At 36.6% G+C, this 21,534-nt stretch carries 13 protein-coding genes and 1 tRNA gene; all 14 read right to left on the bottom strand.

Annotated features, from left to right (window positions below):
• Positions 1 to 29: 29 nt before the first annotated feature.
• Positions 30 to 1,928: a glycoside hydrolase family 97 protein gene (locus FGF67_RS15935; protein WP_158293239.1), complete on the bottom strand. Its 1,899-nt coding sequence runs from the start codon at positions 1,926 to 1,928 to the stop codon at positions 30 to 32.
• The gene (locus tag FGF67_RS15930; protein ID WP_139698757.1) at positions 1,915 to 3,540 is read right to left on the bottom strand and encodes an alpha-L-fucosidase; all 1,626 of its coding nucleotides are present in this window, start codon (positions 3,538 to 3,540) and stop codon (positions 1,915 to 1,917) included. The genes FGF67_RS15935 and FGF67_RS15930 overlap by 14 nt, the downstream gene beginning before the upstream one ends.
• Before the next feature lie 22 nt (positions 3,541 to 3,562).
• Positions 3,563 to 5,770, bottom strand: coding sequence for a glycoside hydrolase family 3 C-terminal domain-containing protein (locus tag FGF67_RS15925; protein ID WP_139698756.1), 2,208 nt, complete (start codon positions 5,768 to 5,770; stop codon positions 3,563 to 3,565).
• 249 nt (positions 5,771 to 6,019) lie between these two features.
• A complete protein-coding gene (locus FGF67_RS15920) occupies positions 6,020 to 7,540 on the bottom strand; it encodes an alpha-L-fucosidase (protein WP_139698755.1) in 1,521 nt (506 codons plus the stop codon).
• Positions 7,541 to 7,554: 14 nt separating this feature from the next.
• Positions 7,555 to 9,519 carry an alpha-L-fucosidase gene (locus FGF67_RS15915; RefSeq protein ID WP_139698754.1) on the bottom strand — a complete coding sequence of 655 codons (1,965 nt, stop codon included), beginning with the start codon at positions 9,517 to 9,519 and terminating at the stop codon, positions 7,555 to 7,557.
• A gap of 15 nt (positions 9,520 to 9,534) precedes the next feature.
• Positions 9,535 to 11,493: an alpha-L-fucosidase gene (locus FGF67_RS15910; RefSeq protein ID WP_139698753.1), complete on the bottom strand. Its 1,959-nt coding sequence runs from the start codon at positions 11,491 to 11,493 to the stop codon at positions 9,535 to 9,537.
• Between the two features lie 8 nt (positions 11,494 to 11,501).
• Positions 11,502 to 13,514 carry a right-handed parallel beta-helix repeat-containing protein gene (locus FGF67_RS15905; protein ID WP_139698752.1) on the bottom strand — a complete coding sequence of 671 codons (2,013 nt, stop codon included), beginning with the start codon at positions 13,512 to 13,514 and terminating at the stop codon, positions 11,502 to 11,504.
• Positions 13,515 to 13,564: 50 nt separating this feature from the next.
• Positions 13,565 to 15,043: a sulfatase gene (locus tag FGF67_RS15900; RefSeq protein ID WP_139698751.1), complete on the bottom strand. Its 1,479-nt coding sequence runs from the start codon at positions 15,041 to 15,043 to the stop codon at positions 13,565 to 13,567.
• A gap of 36 nt (positions 15,044 to 15,079) precedes the next feature.
• The gene (locus FGF67_RS15895; RefSeq protein WP_139698750.1) at positions 15,080 to 16,969 is read right to left on the bottom strand and encodes a glycoside hydrolase family 97 protein; all 1,890 of its coding nucleotides are present in this window, start codon (positions 16,967 to 16,969) and stop codon (positions 15,080 to 15,082) included.
• 318 nt (positions 16,970 to 17,287) lie between these two features.
• The gene (locus FGF67_RS15890) at positions 17,288 to 19,153 is read right to left on the bottom strand and encodes a glycoside hydrolase family 36 protein (RefSeq protein ID WP_139698749.1); all 1,866 of its coding nucleotides are present in this window, start codon (positions 19,151 to 19,153) and stop codon (positions 17,288 to 17,290) included.
• A 5-nt stretch (positions 19,154 to 19,158) separates the two neighbouring features.
• The gene (locus tag FGF67_RS15885) at positions 19,159 to 20,490 is read right to left on the bottom strand and encodes an MGH1-like glycoside hydrolase domain-containing protein (RefSeq protein WP_139698748.1); all 1,332 of its coding nucleotides are present in this window, start codon (positions 20,488 to 20,490) and stop codon (positions 19,159 to 19,161) included.
• A 138-nt stretch (positions 20,491 to 20,628) separates the two neighbouring features.
• Positions 20,629 to 20,769, bottom strand: coding sequence for a hypothetical protein (locus FGF67_RS17290; RefSeq protein WP_158293238.1), 141 nt, complete (start codon positions 20,767 to 20,769; stop codon positions 20,629 to 20,631).
• A gap of 217 nt (positions 20,770 to 20,986) precedes the next feature.
• A tRNA-Pro gene (locus tag FGF67_RS15880) sits at positions 20,987 to 21,061 on the bottom strand.
• Between the two features lie 98 nt (positions 21,062 to 21,159).
• A partial coding sequence (locus FGF67_RS15875) for an NAD(P)/FAD-dependent oxidoreductase (RefSeq protein WP_158293237.1) occupies positions 21,160 to 21,534 on the bottom strand: 375 nt, incomplete at its 5' end.

The following is a 21,534-nucleotide window of genomic DNA, read 5'->3' as shown; positions in this document are numbered from 1 at the left end:
TGTTGACTTTTTTGTAGTTTATAATGGTTTTATTCTTTAATTAACCGAATCGCATGTCCACCGCCTGGCGCTAGTTTTACATTTAAAACATCTCCTTTAGCTACAGTTTTTCGGGTTATTATATAAGTTTCTTGATTATTTAAAAAATGACTATTTGGAGCATCTTCAAACAGTGTTGCTTTATATGTTTCTCCTTCTTTGAGAAAGGACAAATCAATGCTTATAACTCTTGAATCCCTATTGGTTAAGGAACCAATATACCAATCGTCCCCTTTTCTTCTCCCTACAGTAACGAATTCATCTATTGTACCATTAATGATCTTTAATTCATCAAAACTATCTGGTAAGGTTTTCACAAATTCAAACAAATCTGATTTTTTATTATACTCTTCTGGGGAGTCTGGTATCACATGAATCCCACTAAAAAGAACGGCCAGTTTTGCAACTTCCGCTGCTACGGTTCCCGGTATTTTTTCAAACACTCTAACTCGAGATTCGGCTTCCTCGAAACCAAACCAACCATTGCACATGTCCAATGGCCCTGTTATCATATTAATAAACACCTGATTAACTACCGTTTCTGGATAGTATGACCGTTTGGCGTCTGCTTGTGAGTGTCCGTATTCTCGGGTAACCAAATTGGGCCATGTTCTTCGATCGCCACTTGGAGGCAATGGACCATCATGGAAGTTTACTGTTAACTTATATTTGGCACACAGCTCTACTACTTTTCTGGTGTAAATAACCTTTTTTTGTTCTTTGGTGGTCATAAATCCATACTTGATTCCTGAAGCTCCCCAATCGCTAAACTGTTTTAAGATACGTTCCAGACCAAATTTTTTAGCACCTACATCGTTTAGATACAGAATAATGCCCACGCCTTTGTTTTTGGCATAGGCCATGTTTTCTTCAATATTGATTTTACTATTTGCTGAAGTTGGATCAGCATCGGGCGAGAATTCCGGTCCGTACCAATCGGCATCCATTAGTAAATATTTGATATTATTTTCTGCAGCAAAATCGATAAGACGTTTGTGGGATTTGGTATCTAAATCGTATGTGTAGCCATCTTTTGTTTTATACCCCCAAACTCTCCAATCCCAAACGGCTTTCCCCGGTTTTATCCATGATGGATCTTCGATGGCACATGGCGGATTAAGATTTACCAACGTATTCGATTCTACCAAATCGCCAGGTTTATCCCCCAATAAAACCACACGCCACGATGTTTTGGCAGGCGTTGACCCAACAGATGCATTCATAACGCACTTTAAGCTAAAATCCTCGTTACCCTTTGCTAAATTAAAATTGGCAAAATTATAAATTGCGGCCTCTAATATGGAAGCATAACTATTATTTTCCAATTGTAATACTGTTGGAGTATACTTGGTTTTTTTAGGGTACTCACTCAATGGTAAAGGTCCTAAGTTGTGGCGTTCTCCATTGGCAGACCAAAAGGTATGGTCTTGGGTGAATACAAAAGATGTTAAATCTTCTGCAATGGTAAATGTTTTAAAACCTTCTTGCTCCGGAATTTCGTAACGTATGGCCAATGCATCGTTATAAATTCTTAAAACCACCCCTAAAACAAATCCATTACCACCTTTCAACCAATAGGTTGTTTCTTTATAATCATCAACTATTTTGGAATGTTTGTCCCAAACAGGTTCCCATGTTGTATTCGAAGCTTTAGATACAACACTGTCTATTGAAAAAATAGTTTCTTGTACTTCTTTTAATTTAAGCCCTAATGAGGAAGGCATTAATATTTGAACGTTATTTTTAAACAACGCTACTGTAGGTTTACCATTAAGAAGCTGGAATTTTGCTTCAATATGTCCTTTAGGAGATTTTACGGTTACCTCTTGCTTTTTTATCGAGCAGGAGTACATACATAAAACCAATATTATAATTTTAATCGACTTCATCTTTTGTTTCAATTTTAAATACAAAGGCATAATTGCCAATTTTTTTCTTTGGTAAAGAAATAACAAGTCCTTCTGTATTTCTTTTCCATTTCAATTTCCTTTTAAAGCCTATCAATTCCACCGAATTGATTTCTTTCAAGCGTGACTGATTACTCGACAAGGACTTAATTGTTGTTGTTTTTTCAATGGGCCAATCCAAAGCTATAGCATACAAAGTATTATCTTTTGTGGTGAAACGAATATCCTCACTGCTCCATTCTTTTAGAGGTTCGGTATCGAAACCTGTTTCTATTTTAGTTGGCCCTTCGCCGTAAGTAATCCAAGGTCTTGTTCCGTAGATGGCTTCTCCATTTAAGCTCAACCAATTCCCTACTTTTTCTAGTTCATTTATAAATACTTCGTCGATACTGCCATCAGAACGTTGCCCAACATTTAACAACAAATTTCCATTTTTGCTTACAATATCCACCAGATTATCTATAACCAAACCTGCTGTCATACGTAATCCTGGATGTGCTAATCTGCCATCTTCTTGATACAAAGGTTTTTTATGTTTTGTATATTTTGATGACTTCTCATCCCCTAAATAAAACCAACCTTCATTGATCGTCGTATCTGTTTGCCATGGCAATTCCCGTAATTTATCTGCCTGCCCTTTTTCAATATCTAATGTTGCTGTTCTTTCAGGGAAATCTCTTTTTAGATTAAGGACGCCATTTGTTTCACCTCCAGAATTTTTCAAGTTGGTATTATAAAAATGAGCTGCCACTTTAAGTCCGTTTTCCCCATAGGGCAATCCACCATCAAAATAGAGCAAGTCTGGATTATAACTATCAATAAGATCTAGGTGCCTTAATAAAAATTGCTCACCAAACTCTGGGGCAATTTTCTTCCTATCGGATGTACGCTTATGGTAAAAATCCTGAAATTCTGAATCTACTGTATCATAAGGCCATCCTTTTTTAGGCCCACTAGTATCAGCTTTACCTTGAAAAAAAATATTTTCATGCCCACCATTAAAATGTGACGACACTCCAAACTTAAGCTCATGATCTTTACAGGCTTTTTGCCATTCTCCAATAATATCTCGCTTTGGCCCCATATTAACCGCATTCCACCTATGATGTTTGGAATTCCAATTATCAAAATTGTCATGATGAACTGCCATAGGCACAATATATTTTGCACCTATTTTTTTGAAGAAAGCTGCTAGCTCTTCAGCATCAAATTTTTCAGCTCTCCAAAGCGGAATAAAATCTTTATAACCAAATTCTGTGGGGTGTCCGTATGTATTCAGATGATGTTGGTAAACATCAGCTCCCCCCTCATTCCAGCCTGTCCCTTCCACAACCTCTGGCTTTTCCTGCCAATACATATAACGCCCGTAATGCCCATTGTAACCTGGAACACTATTTAATCCCCAATGTAGAAAAATTCCAAACTTAGCGTCTCGAAACCATTCAGGACATTCATATTGTTTTAATGATTCAAAGTTTGGCAAGAACTCCTTTTCTTGTGCTTCAATATCTCTTGCACCAAATAATAAGAAAAATGCTCCCAAAGCCAGATAGGCAAGAAATATTCTTTTTAAATATGAATGTCTTGAAAACATTATTTTCACAAGTGGAATCGTATTATTCTTCGACTATTAAGGTGCACTTTTTTAAGTTTTCAGAATTGTTGCCAATCATAATCTCAAAGGCGCCAGGCTCTATTTTCCAATCGCCATCATTCCAATATTCTAACTGTTGGGTTCCTATTTCGATACTGACTTCCTTTGATTCACCTGGATTTAATGCAACCCGTTTAAACCCTTTCAACTCCTTAAGCGGCCTTGCTCTTTTAGAAATTTTATCGTGAATGTAAAGCTGCACCACTTCCTCTCCTTTATAATTACCTATATTCTTAACCATGGTAGAAACGGTTGCGGTTTCTCCTACCTTTATGGTGTTTTTAGAAAGTTTTGGTTCATCAAAATCAAACGTGGTATAACTTAACCCATACCCAAAATGAAATAAGGGTTCTGGATTAGAATTGTAGATATCTCTTGGACGTCCTGTTTGTAATTTATTATAAAACAAGGGTACCTGACCTACATTCCGTGGAAATGAAATTGGCAATTTACCACTTGGGTTAACTTCACCAAAAAGTACATTGGCAATGGCTTTTCCTGTTTCCTGACCCAAATACCAACCTTCTACAATCGCTTTGGAGTTTTCAGCTATCCATTCAATAGAAAGCGGACGGCCATTTAATAATACAACAATATAGGGTTTGCCAGTAGCATGAATGGCTTCTACCAATTTTTGTTGCGGTCCTGGAAGACCTAATTCATCGCGATCTTGATTTTCCCGACAGGTTTCTTCCGATCCACCAATGGCAACAATTGTAATATCTGACTTTTCAGCCAAAGCGACCGCCTCCGGGATATTTTCTATAGAAGGCGTAAAATCACAACCTTCTGCGAAAGCTACTTCGGCATTGTTACCTACATACGATTTTATACCATCTACAATTGAAATGTAGTATTTAGGAATATCTGGCGAATAACCACCCAAACGCATAGCACTTCCGTTAGGTCCTACCACCGCAATTTTCTTACTCTTTTCTTTTGATAAAGGCAACAGATTATCTTCATTTTTTAAAAGCACAATCCCTTTGTGTGCCACTTCTAGTGCAAGATCATTATGTTCCTGATTATCAACTATGTCTTTCCAGTTCTCTTTTGCAAGCCCAACATATAGAGCTTTTTTGAACATTTCAGCATCGTGCTGAGATACTTTTTCTGGCTCTCCATTATCAGGATATTTTATAACATCAAAACGATCGTCTAAAGTCACGTCGGCGTCAAAAAGTCCTAGTTCAAACTTTGTCTTTAGCACATGCGCTACGGCATTATTTAACAAATCTTCAGAAACGACGTCCTTTTCAACCGCCTCTATTAAATTATCCCCATACATGCGTTGTTCGTTCCAACCTTGAAACAACGCCAACTCTTGATGAATCCCAACCTCAAGCCCAACATTTGCGGCATGATTCCAATCTGGCACATGATTAAACACGCGCTTTAGGGATCTTAAATCTCCATTATCTGACACTATGAGTCCATCCCAACCCCAGTCATTTCGTAAAACATCATTAAGGATTTCGGTATTGGCATGACATGGAATGCCATTCAACAAGTGATGTGCGGGCATTATAGCGCCTACTTGAGCTTCTTCAATTGCTAAGCGAAACGGATATAAATGTACGTTATGTAAAGTATAATCTGATATGTCATGAGCCGCACCATTATCACCAGCCATTGGTTCTCCATCCGCTACAAAATGCTTTGCAGTGGCCAGAATATGGTCTTTATCAAAGCGCTTATCGCCCATACCCTGCAGGCCTTTAATGTAGGAACTACCAATTTTTCCAACCAGATAGGGGTCTTCTCCGTAGCTCTCTTCAGTTCTCCCCCAACGAATATCACGAACGACAGCCAACATGGGGGTGTAACATTGGTGTATACCGAAGGCTCTTGATTCTTTGGCCACCGTATGCCCCATACGCTCTATTAAATCTAAATCCCAGGTGCTTGCCATAGCTATAGCCTGTGGAAATACCGTGGCATGATTCATTTTTATTCCGTGCAAACACTCATTAGCACTTATATTCGGGATTCCCAGCCGCATGTTGGCGTTTGGGTATTGCGTTGCTAATTGATGTACCTTTTCTTTTAAAGTCATTTGCGAAATAAGTTCTTCAATTTTAGAATCAATATTCTTAGTTGTCTTCTGAGAAAAGCAGGTTGAAATTGTAATTACGCTAATAAATACTAATGCTATTTTTTTGTCTATCATTTTATATTAAAATTTTTATCTATTGGATATTATATATGGAATTTCGAAAAATCAGGTAACTCATTTCTTCCAAAACTTTTAACCCATTTCAAACTTTAAACATGCTCTTTTCCTTTTTTAAATTTTGAAATGGCCCAGGTAAAGCTTTTCCATTTTGGGGGATTTTTTGACTCCAAAAATCCACATCAACAAAAACTAATAGCATCCTTTTATTACTCATTTTAAATATAGATTTAGAAAATTTTGTAGTTACTTTAATGTATCATAGGGTTCACAATTAAAAACCTGTATTCGACGTATTTCGGCTGTTCCAGAAACAGATTTCAAACATTTAAACCTAATCTTATTCGTTGTTACTGGTTCTACTCTGTCAATTTTTTTATGACCTATAGTCTCATAACCAGGTGTTTTATTATATGGCTTTTTAGCCGACGGGAAATAGTTAACATGCTTTAAATCTTGCCATTTGCCATTAACAAAAGCTTCCAAGTTATATTTAGCTATTCGTTGTCCATTAACTATATTTTCCATTAAAACCACCGTATTGATTTCTTTTGGTTCTACCCATTCCAGCTCCACGATATCGCTCTTTTGCACCTCATTCAACTCTGCTATGGGATTTGAAAAGCGTTTTCTGATTTCGTCCCCAAATCGTTTGGCTGCTACAGCTATTGTATCAGGCACCAACCCTCTGTTATCTGGCGGCAGGTTTATTATGGTATTAGCCCCTAAACCTACTGTTCTGTAATATAAATCTACATGCTTGGATAAAGGGAATGGCAATGTAACATCTGGATGCCAAAACCACCCACCTTTGTGAAATGCCCAATGTGTTGTACACTCTCTAACACGCCAATATTTTCCCAATGGATGCCCTGTTCTTACTTCGTTTTCTAAGAGTCCATAATCGTTGGCAACTATACTATCGTTTGTATTTGGTGCAGGACGTGTATATTTAGTACCATCAACGGTATTTACGGCATTCCACATAGGATATACCACATGCCCCGATTCATTACCTGGCACCCAAGTTTCTGGTCCCATAAAAACCATATTGGGTTGAAGTTCTGCCACTAGATCCGTCATGGGATTCCATATAAATTCACTTCCGGGAGCACCCCAATGGTCTGACCACATAAAATCTATTGGGCCGTAATTAGTTAAAAGCTCTCGCATTTGATCTAATTGTACCTGCTTGTACTTCTCTTTCCTTTCTTTATTCCTAAAGGCTACCGTCATTAAAGAATCTCTATTATCAGCCCAACCTATATAACCATCGTACCAACTTAAGCCCTCATGTGCATCATGACTCCCAGTGTGATAAAACCCTATTTTTAATCCGTGCTTTCTACAGGCGTCAACAAATTCTTGAGCAAGATCTCCTTTACCATCTTTATAAGGACTATTGGCTATGGTATAATCTGTAGTTTTAGACGGCCATAAACAAAAGCCACCCTCATGTCTTACCGTTAAACAGCCATATTTAGCTCCCATTGATTTGGCCGTTAGAACCCACTGTTCTGCATCTAACTCGGTTGGATTAAATCTTGATGGCGATTCCTTACCATCTCCATGTTCTTGCCCTGTAAACACATTTAAGCCAAAGTGAAAAAAAGCACCGACTTCCCAATCGGCAAACTCAATCTGTTTTTTACTGGGTTTAGCCAATGTTGGAAGTTCCGCTTCAATATCCTTTTTTTCTTCTCGTTTGCAAGCAAAACTTATCAATGCCAAGACGATCGCTACTGTTGAAATTCTATATCTTATCATAATTAAACTATAAACTATTCTGTAAATACTGCGTTCGCCCAAATTGAATGGTCGGAATTTGAATTATCCCCTCCATCTGTTGTAATTAAACGAAGTGTCTCAAGTTTTGAAGGGAATGCTACATGGATATCTTCGGCATCATCTATTCCAGTGAATTTTTTGCTTTTGAATAATTCTATCCATTCGCCATTTTTATAGCCCTCTACTATAAAAACTACCGAACCTTTGTCACCAATCATATCTTCAATACCAATTGAAGCTTTTAAACCTTTAGCTTTAGGATATGCTGTTAAATCATATTCAACAACACCTTTCTTTTCTTTTGCAACAGGACACACCATTAAACCATGTTCAAAATGCTTTCCATTGATAACTATTTTGCCTCCTTTGTAGTTTTTATCTCTTCTAACACCACCATGTGCAGACTCATAAATCGTCTCAACCCCACTTATATAAGGGTAACTGGCATCGAAATCTCTTATTATTGGGTCGCAATTATAAACTGAAAAACTTCTAATTTCTACAGGTTGTAGAACAGACTCTAGGCATTTAAAGCGAATGCGGTTTGTTACCACTGGTTTTACCCTGTCAATTTTTTTATGACCTATGGTTTCATATCCCGGGTTATTATTGTAAGGCTTAAAGCCCATGACCCTATTTCTAGGTTCTAATTTTTGCCATTTCCCGTTCACAAATGCTTCAAGTGTATACCTTACTACTTTTTGTCCGTTGGCAATGTTTTCCATCGTTACAATGGTATTTATTTTTTGAGGGCTTTCCCAAGACAATTCTACAATATCTCCAGAACTAACCGTATTTAATTCTGCTATTGGATTAGAGAACCGTTTTTGGATTTCATCCCCAAATTTCTTAGCAGCTTTTGCGATATCGTCTGGAATCAACCCTCTATTATCTGGTGGTAAATTAATAATCACATTGGCACCTAGTCCTACTGTTCTATAATATAAATCTAGGTGTTCCCAGTGCTTTTTGGGGGCTGTTCTTTTAATAGAATCAGGATGCCAAAACCATCCGCCATAATTAAAACCTGTGTTGGTAGTACATTCTCTAACACGCCAAAACTTACCCAAGGGATGGCCTGTGCGCACCTCTCCCTCCAACAGGCCATAGTTGTTTTCAGTAGTAACGTCATTGTCATTTGCCGCAGGCCGTGAATATTTCGTACCATCTACTGTATTTACAGGATTCCACATAGGGTATACCACATGGCCTGTTTCATTACCTGGCACCCAAGAATCTGGCCCCATAAACACCATTTCTGGTTGAAGTTCTTCTGCTAAGTCGGTAACAGCTCTCCAAACACCATTAGGGTCCTTAGCATCCCAATGATCTGACCACATAAAACCGATTGGCCCATAATTGGTAAGCAATTCGCGCATTTGCTCTACTTGTTTTTTCTTTAAACGTTCTCTTAATTCTGGATCTTTTTTATGGGCCTCCCCCATTGCTGTACTCCATGTGCCTCCCCATTCTAGTGGTAATTCCAAATCACCCTCGTATGTTCCTAATGTAGCGTTCGCATCAAAAGCAGCTGTATGATAAAATGCTGGCACAATACCATGTTTTCTACAAGCATCTACAAACTCCTTGGCAATATCTCCTTTTCCATTTTTGTATGGACTGTTTGCAATAGTATAATCAGTCGTTTTAGATGGCCACAAACAAAAACCGCCTTCATGCCTAACTGTTAAGCAAGCGTATTTCGCCCCCATGTCTTTTGCTGTTAACACCCACTGTTCTGCATCAAGATTTGTTGGATTAAACATTGACGGTGGAAACTGTCCATCCCCATGTTCCATTCCCGTAAATACATTCAATCCAAAATGGATAAATGCTCCGACTTCCCAGTCTGCAAATCGTATTTGTTTTAAGGAGGGTTTAGCTAACTCATTATCTTGAGGATAAGCACAATTGGTAAGTAAAAGTGTAATTAAAAAAAGTGAAAAACATCTTTTCATTTTTATCTATAGTTTTTATTTGATTATTAAAGCGTCTATGGCGACCAATTTGTTGGTTGCATTTATAATGTCTATTTTGTGTTTGCCAAAAGGTATTTCTTTTGAAGAAAATACAGTTTGCTGTACTCCGCAACTTTGTAGTTTACTCAAATCTACCGTATCATGTAATTCATTATCAATTAGAATGGTTATAACACCCATATTTGGTGATGTATTGGCCACAATATCGATCCCTATTCCTTCAAACAAAAAGGTACATCTTTCACCTATTTCATAAGATTCATGAACATCATTATTAAACTCTCCATTATCACGGTTTACTTTATGAATCCATCCAAAATAACCTACTCCGGGATCATCATCGTTTATCCATGTTTTGTCTTGCTTTAATTTGAATACAGCAGCAATCTTATTTGGTGCATTGTTGGGTATCTCTATTATTAGGGATTCATTATCTTGTTTGAAAACAATTTTGCCTTTACTTCCTAAAAGGTTTATTTCTAAAACATTTCCAATGGTAGCTCCTCCTTTTTTCAACTCCGGAATTGCTATTTTTTTTGATTTAGGCCAGTCTAAACAGAACATATAAATATAACCTTCTCTTCTTGTAAAATAGTAGCTACCGACGTTACTTTTGAAAATTTCAAATGGACGACTCCCATAAATACCTTCACCATTTACGCGCATCCATGCTCCTATATTTTTACAAATTTCGACCGCTTCGAGATCTACGTTGCCTTGGGCGCGTTGCGGAATGGCCAACAATAGATTTCCGTTTTTGCTAACATTATTTATCAATGTATGAATCACCCATTTGGCATCTTTGTAACTAAGTCTTTCTTTATTAATAAACCAAGGGCCAATAGCATCATCTGTTTGGAAAGGATAAGGTTCTATCTGCCCTTCAATCTTTTTCTCACTATCTTTTACCAAGGCATTGGCAACAATCTCAGCTTCCTCAATGGTATATAAACTATTAGCTCTACCACCAACCCCTTTCATATTTAAAACAACTTTTTGCTCGCCAGAGTTCATGGCCATACTTTTGTTATAATAATTCGCTGCTATTTGTGGTGCAAGGTGACCAAAACCCATTTTTACGCCTAAATCCACCCAACCATTGACGCCCACACTTTCATCAAAATAAAGCAAATCGGGGTTGTACTTAAGTAAATCGTCTACGCGCCACATAAACTGATTTGCAAATGGCGATTGATTCGCATCCAATTCCTTGTCATGTGGAAATCCATACAGGTCTTTTGGGTCAAGACCTTCCCAAGCTGTTCCTCTGCCATCTTCAAAAGTCACAGTGGCCGCATCATAAGGGACACCTTTATATTTGCCTTCTTTATCACTTCCAAAATAATTTGGCATAAATTGCCCCCATGTTCTGGCTGGCGATGCATGCACGGACACCCCAAAAGGCAATCCATATTTTTCTGTTGCCGCCTTCCAAATGGCAATGACATCTTTTTTAGGTCCTATATTTACAGAATTCCATGGCTGGTATATTGAATTCCAACTATCATAATTATCATGATGATTTGCTAGGGCTACAAAATACTTCCCTCCAGCATCAACAGCCATTTTCAAGAAGGCATCGGGATCCCATTGATTGCATGACCACATGACACAAATATCTTTATAGCCAAATTCTGAAGGATGCCCATAGTTTTCAATACCGTGTTCATAGCGCCTATCACCTTCAATATACATCCAGCGGGCGTACCACCCTCCAGCCTCTGGAACCGATTGTGGATTCCAATGAGACCAAATCCCTAGTTTAGCTTCTCTGAACCATTCTGGTACTTCATATTTTTTTAAAGATTCCCAGTTAGGTTCGTAAGCACCTGGATATATGGGCAGCTCCGGGAGATTCCATATATCGTATTTTCCAATGGTATCTATCTCTTTTTGAGAAAAACCCACTATAGTGAATAGAAGAAATAATATGACTATTATGACGTTTTTCATATTTTGAATCAAACCTTTTTACTTTTTAGTATATGAAACTTAGAAAAATCTGGTAATTCATTTTCGCCTAGAACTTTTAAGCCTTTCCATACTTTAAATCGATTTTTCCCTTGTTTCAGATTTTGAAATGGTCCCGGTAGTGCATAGCCGTTTTGAGGAATATCTTGATTCCAAAAATCAACATCAACAAAATCATGATCTTTTGATTTCATTTTTTTTGGCGCTATGGGCATTATCACTACGAGTTCCTGAAGCTCAGGAAGGTATGAGACTTGGATACCCTTATGAATTTTGCTATTTTTATCGTTAGGACAATCATGATTTTCCCAAAACGTTTGCCATTGCTTAAAGGTTAATGCCACGTGTCCTTTATCCTCAAACGCCACGAGATCATCATAAATGGCCAATTCCTTTTCAATGAGCTTATAAAATTCTTGATTGCTCCAAGGCGATGGGTCATCAGATGTTTTATTGATACAAAATACTTTGTCGTTCATATTCACATCGTATACATTAAAATCTATACGCTGTTTTCCACTTCTATGAGACGGATAATTAAAATCGAGTACGGCCCGACTCCCCGCCAAAATATTGTTATACAAACTGTGATGATATGTTTTAGTGCGAGGTCTTACTTGACGCACAAAATAACCTTGTCCAAAGGTTTCTTGGGTTGGCGTATTGGCCAATAGATTATGCATAATAGTCGCTCCGGAAGCATCGTGACAATAAATAGGATTTTGAGCATTCCCCACAATAATATTATTGTCGATAAAAAGACGGTCAAAACCATAATCACTCATTTCCAGAAAAATTCCAGATTTTCCATTGTTTACAATCACATTCCTAGAAACTCGAGAATCGGGAAAGTGGTTATCTAGCCAAACGCCATAAGTCAAATAATTATCAGATATGTAGTTATTATGAATGTAACCATTCTTGGCATGGTGGCATTTTATAGCGGCCTGCTCCCATCGTTTTCTACCCCAAAACTTCATGGTATTGTTGCGAAGCAAAACATTATTTCTAATAATCATATTTTCAGAACTATTGCTTAAAATACCTGCAGAGCCATTTTCTAGAATGTAATTTTCTTCTATAATATTATCATGCGCCTCGTATTTATCACCATTTAAATCTACATGCCCCGCATCAATGGCAAAAGTTTTTACGTGGCGTATCACATTGCGCTTTATAACCCATTGATGACCAGCCTGCAACCCTAATGCTCCTTTTTGAGCCCATACATCATTAATCCAAAAATTAGTGGGATACTGATTTCCACAATGCTCCATTAAAAAGCCTTCAACTGTTATATAGCCCAAATTTCTTTTAACAGGAGCAAAAATTCTTCGCCTTGTAGAAATTTCCACTTCTTGATTCTGGGGTTTTAAATTCCCAAAATGAATATAAATTTTTTCGGTTTCGGGTTCATAGTACCAGCTATTAGGAGACAATTCTTTTTTAAACGGCACTTCCAAAAACTGCTTCCCGTTTACAAAAACTTGGCCACAGGTATAAACTAAAGTTGAATCACCACCATAACCACGTTCCAGCTCACGTTTACCTTGGCGTTGATAGGGCGTTGATGACAAATTTACTTTGAAAGGATTATGGTGATCGGGATAATCGGATGGTAAATCGTTGAATAATTTTTCTTCTGGCACTGCCGAATAAACACCTTCACCTTCATAATTCCATTGAGGTTGCCAAATATCAGAACCTTTTATAACTACTTTTTTACCTGGTTCTCCAAAAAACACAATGGGCTTGCCTGGTTCTCCGCTTCTTATAGGAATAACACGCTCTCTGTAAACACCTTCTAAAACGAAAATAGTGTCACCTGGAAAAGCTATTTCCGTTGCTTGATTAATACTTGAAAAAGGAAAGTTTAAGGAACCGTCTTGATGTTCTTTATACTTATTTGATACATATATCTTTTTGTCTGCAGAAAAACTGGAGCTTGCTATAAACAGCAACATGATTACGCATACATCAAGTTTTTTTTTAAACAAAATCATTATTTATTGATTGCTTTTGAAAGTTTTAGGAATATTTGAACGGTTTAATATTAATTTAGATGTCCATAAAAAGATTCCATGCTATAATCATCTGCGCCGATTTCTTTTCTCCAATTTTGCATAGCCTTTTTAAGTGCATTGACCTTCTTTGGCATGCTATCCACCAAGTTGTTTTTTTCGCTAGGGTCTTCTTTTAAATTAAATAATTTAAAATGGTGGGTTACGTTTGCCACTGGCATTTCAAAATATTCAATAAGCTTCCAATCATCTTTTATAATGCTACCTCCAGGCCAGTTTCGCTCCGTTAACTTAGAGTTGTAATGCACCATGGCAACATACTTTAGCCAGTTAAATTCTCGTGGCTCCAAGGTATTTTTAGGGTTGTTTAATAAAGGGGTTAAATCTTCTCCATCCACATTTTTATTATGGTTGGCATCTCCTTCAATATTTGCTATTGATAAGACCGTAGGATATATATCCCAACCCACCACACGTTCATTACATACTGAACCTGGTTTTACCACATTTGGCCATTTAACAAACATTGGTGTACGAGTCCCTCCTTCATAAAACATCCCTTTGCCTCCTCTTAATGGTGTATTATCTGTAATACCATTTCTTAATTCTCCACCATTGTCACCCATAAAAATGACAACAGTATTCTCAGAAAGACCGTTTTCCTCTAGTGCCTTTAATACGCGACCTACTCCATCATCCAAATGTTCAACAAGTCCTGCGTAAGCTGCATGATTATGTCTTGTATTGGGAGTAATAAGCGCTTTATATTTTTTGATTTTTTCCTTTTCGGATTGAATTGGGGTATGCACCGCATAATACCATAAATTCAAATAGAATGGTTTATCACTATTTTTCTGGGCACTTATAAATTTGACTGCTTCATTAGATAATGCTTCAGTTAAATGCGTACCTTGGTTGTAACCTTCTAAATCTGGTATAGCCGCTAACTTATCTTTGTTAGGGTTTTTGGATACACTGCTATAAGGGTAAAAATAAGAACCTGGGCAACAAAAATCGTTACTTGCTATATCCACATTAAATCCTCTGTATTTAGGCTGATTATCACCTTGCCCAATATGCCATTTTCCAATATGCGCTGTTGTATAACCACCTTTTTGAAGTGCCTCGCCAAGTGTAACCTCCTCAGCAGGAATTTCTATACCAGGTCCTTCTACCCCACCCAAACTTCCATGACTAATGGCTTTTAACCGACCAGGTGTTTTCCCTGTCATTAAAGAAATCCTACTAGGTTGGCATGTTGGATGCGACGAGTGCGCTACAGGAAAATACATACCATCCTTAGCCAATTGGTCTATATTTGGTGTTTGGTATAAATCACTTCCTGTAAAGCCTAAATCGGTAAACCCCAAATCGTCAGCCAGAATAAACACAATATTAGGCTTAAGTGGTAGCGTTGTAGCTACCTCGCTGGTCTTTTTAGTTCTATTTCTGTGATTACAAGAAAATACAACTAGTAACAGACTACTTAAGACTATACCATATATTTTCATGTAAAATTGTCCTTTAATATTTTAACAGTCTTTAATCTAAATAGCACGAATGTGCAGAGCCAATCCATTTTGTTTTAAAACATTGTATCTGATAGTGTCGGTAGACTTAACTATCTTTTTATCAATCTTTACTTTAGTTATTGAATCGCTATTTAAATCATCAGAATAAATAGTAGCTTCATACGATTTACCTTCCTCAAGAAAGTCTAAAGCGATTTCAAATTTCCGGCCTTTAGTACCTGTTAGAGCGCCTACAAACCAATCGTTACCACTTTGTCTTGCTACGATACCATATTCGCTAGGATAGCCACCCAAAATCTTGGTATCGTCCCATACGGTTGGTAACGCATCATAAAAGGCTAATTCAGGCACTTCTTGAATAAACGTTTTGGTTCCCCCAGCACCTGGCCCATCGGCATCAGAACCTTCCGGCCTGTCATACCAATATAAAAATTGCCATGGACTATAAATACAAACCGCTTTTGCCAATTGTGACACATGCGATCCCATTTCTTCGGTTACGCGCGGAGCAAAATAGCAATTTGTTTGATCTCCCGCCCCTGCAATCATTCTTGTAAAAATCGTATTTAAAACCATGGAATTTTGTGGAGCTTCCTCATCACCTCTAATACCTTCTTGAGTCATTAAATTAGGGTAGGTTCTAGAATATCCCGTTGGACGATATTCGTCATGAATATCAATCATTAACTTATGCTCTGCTGCTTTTCTTACGGCATCGTGCAACCAACTTGTCCACTCTTGTGGCCCCACATTTACAAAACCATATTTTACTCCTGTAACTCCCCAAGAACTTAATAGTGGCAGAACATCATCCAATTGTTTTTCTAAGGCTCTTCTATTTACATAGAGAATCACATCGATGTTCTTACTCTTTGCATAATCTATGACGCCTAATAAATCTAATGGACCGTTAGATCGTTTTGGGTCTATAGTTATAGTGGTTGCATCAGATGTTTCATCATATTCATTACCATACCAGCCCGCATCAAACTCAATAAACTGCAAGTTGTGTTTGGCTGCAAAATCTACACAAGCATAACCTCCTTTTGTGGTTAAAGTGCTTTCTCTAATTATTTTACCAGGCCTGATCCAAGACGTATCTTCTAATTGATTTTCCTCATTCAGATTTAGTAGCAAATAGTTGTTCTCTAATATTTCACTTGGCGTATTTGATGCCATGATAAAACGCCATGGCGAATTAAACGGTGTATCCATCACTACGCCACTACTTAGCTCAGAAACCAATGTTCCTGGCTTTTTTGAATCATGAGATAGCTTCATTCTAGCATAATCAACTAAAGCAGCCTCTCCAATAGCAACAAACAAAGAGTCAGAAAGTTCAACTAAAAGAGGTCTTTCAACCACACCTTCAATTTTTGATATTTGAGTTTTAACAATTGGCTTTTGAGCTCTTGTTGACACCCAAGCATGCCCATCTTCATTTAGTAAAAACTCTGTTAATTCTTTATTGATCTGAATTTTTGAGTCCATATTTGGAAACTCATATCTAAAAGCTACACCTTCATTATAAGCTCTTACTCTTAAATTAAAAATAGCATCCTTTCCTGATAAAGAAATTAGAGCCTCTTCATAGACGTCTGGATACTCATTTTTTTCTCCATAAACAGGTTTCCAAGAGGAGTTAACAGATTTGTTTTCTACACTCTCAATTTTAATATCTTTCCCTTGTGAAACCCCTTCTATTTGAAAACCTAAATTTGAAGGTTTAACAACATCATCTCCGTTATATGTCAGTGAATAGCTTCCATTAGATTCTGAATTAATTTTAAAACGGAACACATAATTGCTATTAGGACTTTTTAACTCAACTTCATTTTGCCGTTCACATGAAAAAAAAGAGATAACAATAAGAAACAAAAAGGCAAACTTTGATTTTGGATACATTAATTTGGTTTTTTTTATTTAACTTCTTTCTTAAATTGAAGACCCTTCTTGAATTTTCAAGTAGATCTTAAATTTGCATTTAAATCCTAGAAACAAAGATTAAATTTCACATTGAATTTTAAGAGTAGAAATATCTCTTTATGGTAGATATTTAGTTCAAAAAATAATTGTCAGATTATTCTAGACAGTGATAATCAATAAATATTCTTTACTAAACTAATTTTATCCACCCAAGATTTTTTAAACCTATACTAAATCAATAATATATTGCTCATTTTAGAACTATTTATAAACACAGTAAATCTTTAAAACACATTGTTACTCTATATTTCTTTTTAAAACAGCCAAACCAGATCTAGGGATTTTAAGTTCATGCATACCACTATTTAAAGAAATGCTATCTTCAAAGATCACTTCACCTACCGTATTTAATATTTTCATAGTTCCGCTAAAACCATCTTTTAGCTTTAAAGCAACAAATTCTGACGACTTTGCATTTACAACATCCAACCTATTTATATTTTTATTAAGTTCAATAACCGTATTTTCATACAAAGCTGTAATTTGCTGATGATTATTCTTTGCTGAAATATAAGGGTAATTTGCTCCTGGATTAGAGGGTATAAATTCGCCATCTAGAAGCACTTTTTTATTTTCATTCCAGTAATTGAACCAAAACTTAATCATCTTTACATGCGTTTCAGGGATATCTTTCAACTTAACAGACAACTGAGGTACACTATATAAGATATTGAGAATCTGCAATGCTGCCTGCTCTACAGTTTCCTCTTTTCTCCAAATAAACATATCGCTATGAACCGCTGTTTTATGGCTTAGCATTCTTAAATTGGTGACTTCAATTTTATTAGCAACGGCATTGTTTGGGGCATCTACACCTCTAAACATGTTACCATATTTGCGCATAACAGGCCCAATATAGGGCTGCCTAAATTCAATCAGCACATCAGGGTTGATTGCTGTTAATTTATTGGTGATTTCGGTCATCAAAGCATCTGTCGCATTGTTGATACTTGCAAAATCGCGTCCGTTTTCTTTTGTAAGCTCCGTATCTTTATTTGCAGTAAACCACCCAAGAAAATCCAGTTTAAATCCATCCACCCCCCATTGGTTTAAAGCATCAATATAAGTATTCACTATATATTTCCTAGTTTCTGGATAACGCGGATCCAAAACATAAGTTCCTTGTGATTCCCAATAACGTAGATATTTACCTTTGAACCTAGGATAATTTTTGGCTCTCTCTCCCATGAATGGTAGCGAGTACCACAAAATAAATTGCATGCCTTCATCATGTACGGCATCTACAAACTCTTTCATATTCGGAATGCGTTCTGGATTCCAATCGCCAGTATATCTATATCCCCTACTACTGTCATTGGTTTGCCAACCATCATCAACAATAACAGCACTACAACCTAATTGTTTTGCCAATTTACATTCATCCACAATCTCTTCCATGGAAATGTTTTGATGATAGCTATACCACGTGGAATACATGGGATTTTTTGCAGCATCTGGCACATGCATCGGTTTATATTCTGGGTTGCTTGCCCACCAGGTTGACACATCATCTATAGACTTATAATAGGGAACTTGCCGAGTATCTATCCTCAATGTAATGTTGTACCTTTTCGCTTTAGGCATTTTCTCATGAAACAATTTTATTTCAGGATAAAAATGCACATCTTCTTCCTTTACATAACTTACAATTTCCGATTGATTAATCGCATCTGATAAAGCAATCGTTATCCTGTTTTTTAAATCGTTGTCATAAAATGACAAAACAGGTGCATATCTAGAGGCTTTAGCCGTCACGCTAGATTTATAATAATTCACCTTATCCACACTAATATTAGGATTCCAATAACCATTAATGGCTATTGACGGAAATTTAAATGTGATAGATACGGGTTGTAGTTCAGAAGGGACTTCCGCCACAAAGGAAAACGAAATTAATTTAACGCCTTCAGTTTCTACAAACATTTGTTTATCTACCGAAAAATTTCCTAAATCTCCATTTATGGTAATACTGTCTGTATCAATTTCTAATGCTTCTGAAGCTTCTGTTTTAGAAATGGTGTAGTTTAAGTCGGTGTTTTGCTTACAAGACGGCAAGAAAATGAGACTTAGGAGCAATACAGTGATGATTTTTTTTATGGACATTGGAATTATATTTCAAGTAATAAATAATCTCCTTCGGCCACACCCATTAGCATATTTTGCACCAGCAGATTCCAACCTACAAATCCAGTAAAAACACCATCTTTAGATTGCTCTGCTGTAGGCGCTAAAGGTGCTCCGGTATCGGCATGATAATTTTCATGCATAGAGCCATACTCTTCAATATCCTGAAGAACTCGTGTTCCAATTGTATAAGCTAACTCTCTACATTCCTCATCAAAGCCATAATTTTTTAAAGCTATAAAATACATGTAGTTTGCAACTGGCCATACAGGTCCTTGCCAATTTGAATATGGCACAATGATATTTTCATTATTGTAATCAGGATCTTGTTTTGATAATGTACGCAAGCCATATTTAGCTTTCATGTGCTCTTTGTTAAGAAGATAACGTTCTATCATGTCCCTCCCATTTTCTTGACTAACTAAATCGGTATGAAGCAATGCTATGAAATTAGAATAGCTAACTCTTTTGTATTGTCTTCCTGAAGATTTAAACACATTCCAAAAACTTTTTGCTTCCTTGTCCCATAAGTGTTTTGTAATATTGGTTTTTAATTTTTCGGCTTTATTCTGATATAATTTTGCATCCTCTGTAAAGTTAAGTTTCTCTGCTACTTTTTTCATTGCTAAATACTCACGATACATAAATGCCGACAAGTCTACTGCTAAAAACGCCCCAGGTTGATTTTTATCATTAGTAAGGACTACATTATTATCTGCACCACTAGACATGGCATCATCCCAAAAGAAAAGTCCATAGTTTTTATCAAAGCTTATTTCTTCTCGGTATGAAATAACACTTTTTATTTTTGAATATACTTCTGGTGTAATCCAATTATAATCCTTTAATTTTTTCGAAGCGAGGTAAGCACCTTGACCAATAAAAGGCTTCATAGCAAATTTGCCAAATAAGGGTCTTGGTCCTTTTGTTGTTACACAACCAGAAGCGTAACCATTTTCATCTGCTGCTGCAATAAAATTAAGCACCCAATATTTAAGATATTGCGGCTTACCAATACTAGATAAATGTGCTCCAATAAAAAAGCCATCCCAATCCCACATCTGTTTGTAAAACCCCGCAGGAATTAGATAATCATATTTAATAAAACCTTCTGCAGGCTGAATAGATTGTGGCCTAAGTTTAGTAAATGCCAATTTCACTTCAGCACTTAATGAATCAAGCTGTTTTTTTGTTATTTCTGAAGTCAAGTTATAATCTGAACTTCTCCTAAGACTTGAACCTATGTCCTTACATGAACTTAAAATACTCACGACTATATAGGGAATAAAAAATAAACTAGTTTTTAGTCTCAACATTTAGTATTAAAATTTGTTAACGAGAATACCTCATTAACAAATGTACCCAAAAGATACACTAACAGACTCTACAAATATCCCAAATTAGTGTTTCAAATAACCCAAACCAAATTCTTCTTTCTAGTCTTAGAGATATGTTCAATAAGCCTTTTTTTGTTTATGGCTAACCTCTTCTTTAGGTTCATCATTTTCTAATTCAGATTGCAACCACCTTAATAAACGTCGTTCTTCGTTTTTTGGTAGTTCTCTTATAGTTGCTTGGAGTGTTTTTGATATCATGATTCTATTAACTAAAGTGTGATGAAAATACAATAATTAATAACAATCAAATAATTCGTAATTTAGCATATCTTCAATGATTAAATACCATTGAATATTTAAGGGTAAATAAAGCCCTTTTTAGTTAAGAAAAGATATTGGCGCATTTATGGCACATTTTTAAAAACAAAAAAAAACCTTAACTAATTGAATTTAAACTAATTAAGGTCTTTATTCGTCGGGATGACAGGATTCGAACCTGCGACCACACGGCCCCCAGCCGTGTACGCTAACCGGACTGCGCCACATCCCGAATTAAAAAGGTTGTCAAAGAAAACACTTTTTTGAATAATTACAAAGCACAAAAAAGCCGAAATTTAAATTTTGATTCTTATCATTATTTTTAAATAGCTACTCCTTGTATAAAGAAGTAGAAACTTCAAACGTAGCATCTTTAGCGGCTAAATAACGTTCGGCATCTAAAGCGGCCATACAACCTGTACCTGCTGCTGTTACTGCTTGCCTATAAACATGGTCTGCAGCATCGCCTGACACAAACACACCTTCTATATTCGTTTTTGATGTCCCTGGCTCATTCACAATATAACCCGTTGCATCTAATTTTAAATAGTCTTTAAAAATATCTGTATTCGGTTTATGACCAATCGCTACAAAAAATCCTGTGGCTGGAATGTCCTGCTTCTCATTGGTTTTATTATTGAAAACACGAACCCCTGTTACTACTTGTCCGTCTCCTAAAACTTCATCTGTCTCGGTGTTAAATAG

The organism is Allotamlana fucoidanivorans (assembly GCF_006265225.1).
Lineage (GTDB): Bacteria > Bacteroidota > Bacteroidia > Flavobacteriales > Flavobacteriaceae > Allotamlana > Allotamlana fucoidanivorans.
The sequence above is the reverse complement of the archived record's forward strand: the minus strand, read 5'-3'. Positions and strand labels throughout refer to the sequence as shown.

What these genes read in the sequence shown, in the direction of transcription:
- FGF67_RS15935 (WP_158293239.1), bottom strand. Translation starts at nt 1,928, where the DNA reads ATGAAGTCGATTAAAATTATAATATTGGTTTTATGTATGTACTCCTGC.
- FGF67_RS15930 (WP_139698757.1), bottom strand. Translation starts at nt 3,540, where the DNA reads ATGTTTTCAAGACATTCATATTTAAAAAGAATATTTCTTGCCTATCTG.
- FGF67_RS15925 (WP_139698756.1), bottom strand. Translation starts at nt 5,770, where the DNA reads ATGATAGACAAAAAAATAGCATTAGTATTTATTAGCGTAATTACAATT.
- FGF67_RS15920 (WP_139698755.1), bottom strand. Translation starts at nt 7,540, where the DNA reads ATGATAAGATATAGAATTTCAACAGTAGCGATCGTCTTGGCATTGATA.
- FGF67_RS15915 (WP_139698754.1), bottom strand. Translation starts at nt 9,519, where the DNA reads ATGAAAAGATGTTTTTCACTTTTTTTAATTACACTTTTACTTACCAAT.
- FGF67_RS15910 (WP_139698753.1), bottom strand. Translation starts at nt 11,493, where the DNA reads ATGAAAAACGTCATAATAGTCATATTATTTCTTCTATTCACTATAGTG.
- FGF67_RS15905 (WP_139698752.1), bottom strand. Translation starts at nt 13,514, where the DNA reads ATGATTTTGTTTAAAAAAAAACTTGATGTATGCGTAATCATGTTGCTG.
- FGF67_RS15900 (WP_139698751.1), bottom strand. Translation starts at nt 15,043, where the DNA reads ATGAAAATATATGGTATAGTCTTAAGTAGTCTGTTACTAGTTGTATTT.
- FGF67_RS15895 (WP_139698750.1), bottom strand. Translation starts at nt 16,969, where the DNA reads ATGTATCCAAAATCAAAGTTTGCCTTTTTGTTTCTTATTGTTATCTCT.
- FGF67_RS15890 (WP_139698749.1), bottom strand. Translation starts at nt 19,153, where the DNA reads ATGTCCATAAAAAAAATCATCACTGTATTGCTCCTAAGTCTCATTTTC.
- FGF67_RS15885 (WP_139698748.1), bottom strand. Translation starts at nt 20,490, where the DNA reads ATGTTGAGACTAAAAACTAGTTTATTTTTTATTCCCTATATAGTCGTG.
- FGF67_RS17290 (WP_158293238.1), bottom strand. Translation starts at nt 20,769, where the DNA reads ATGATATCAAAAACACTCCAAGCAACTATAAGAGAACTACCAAAAAAC.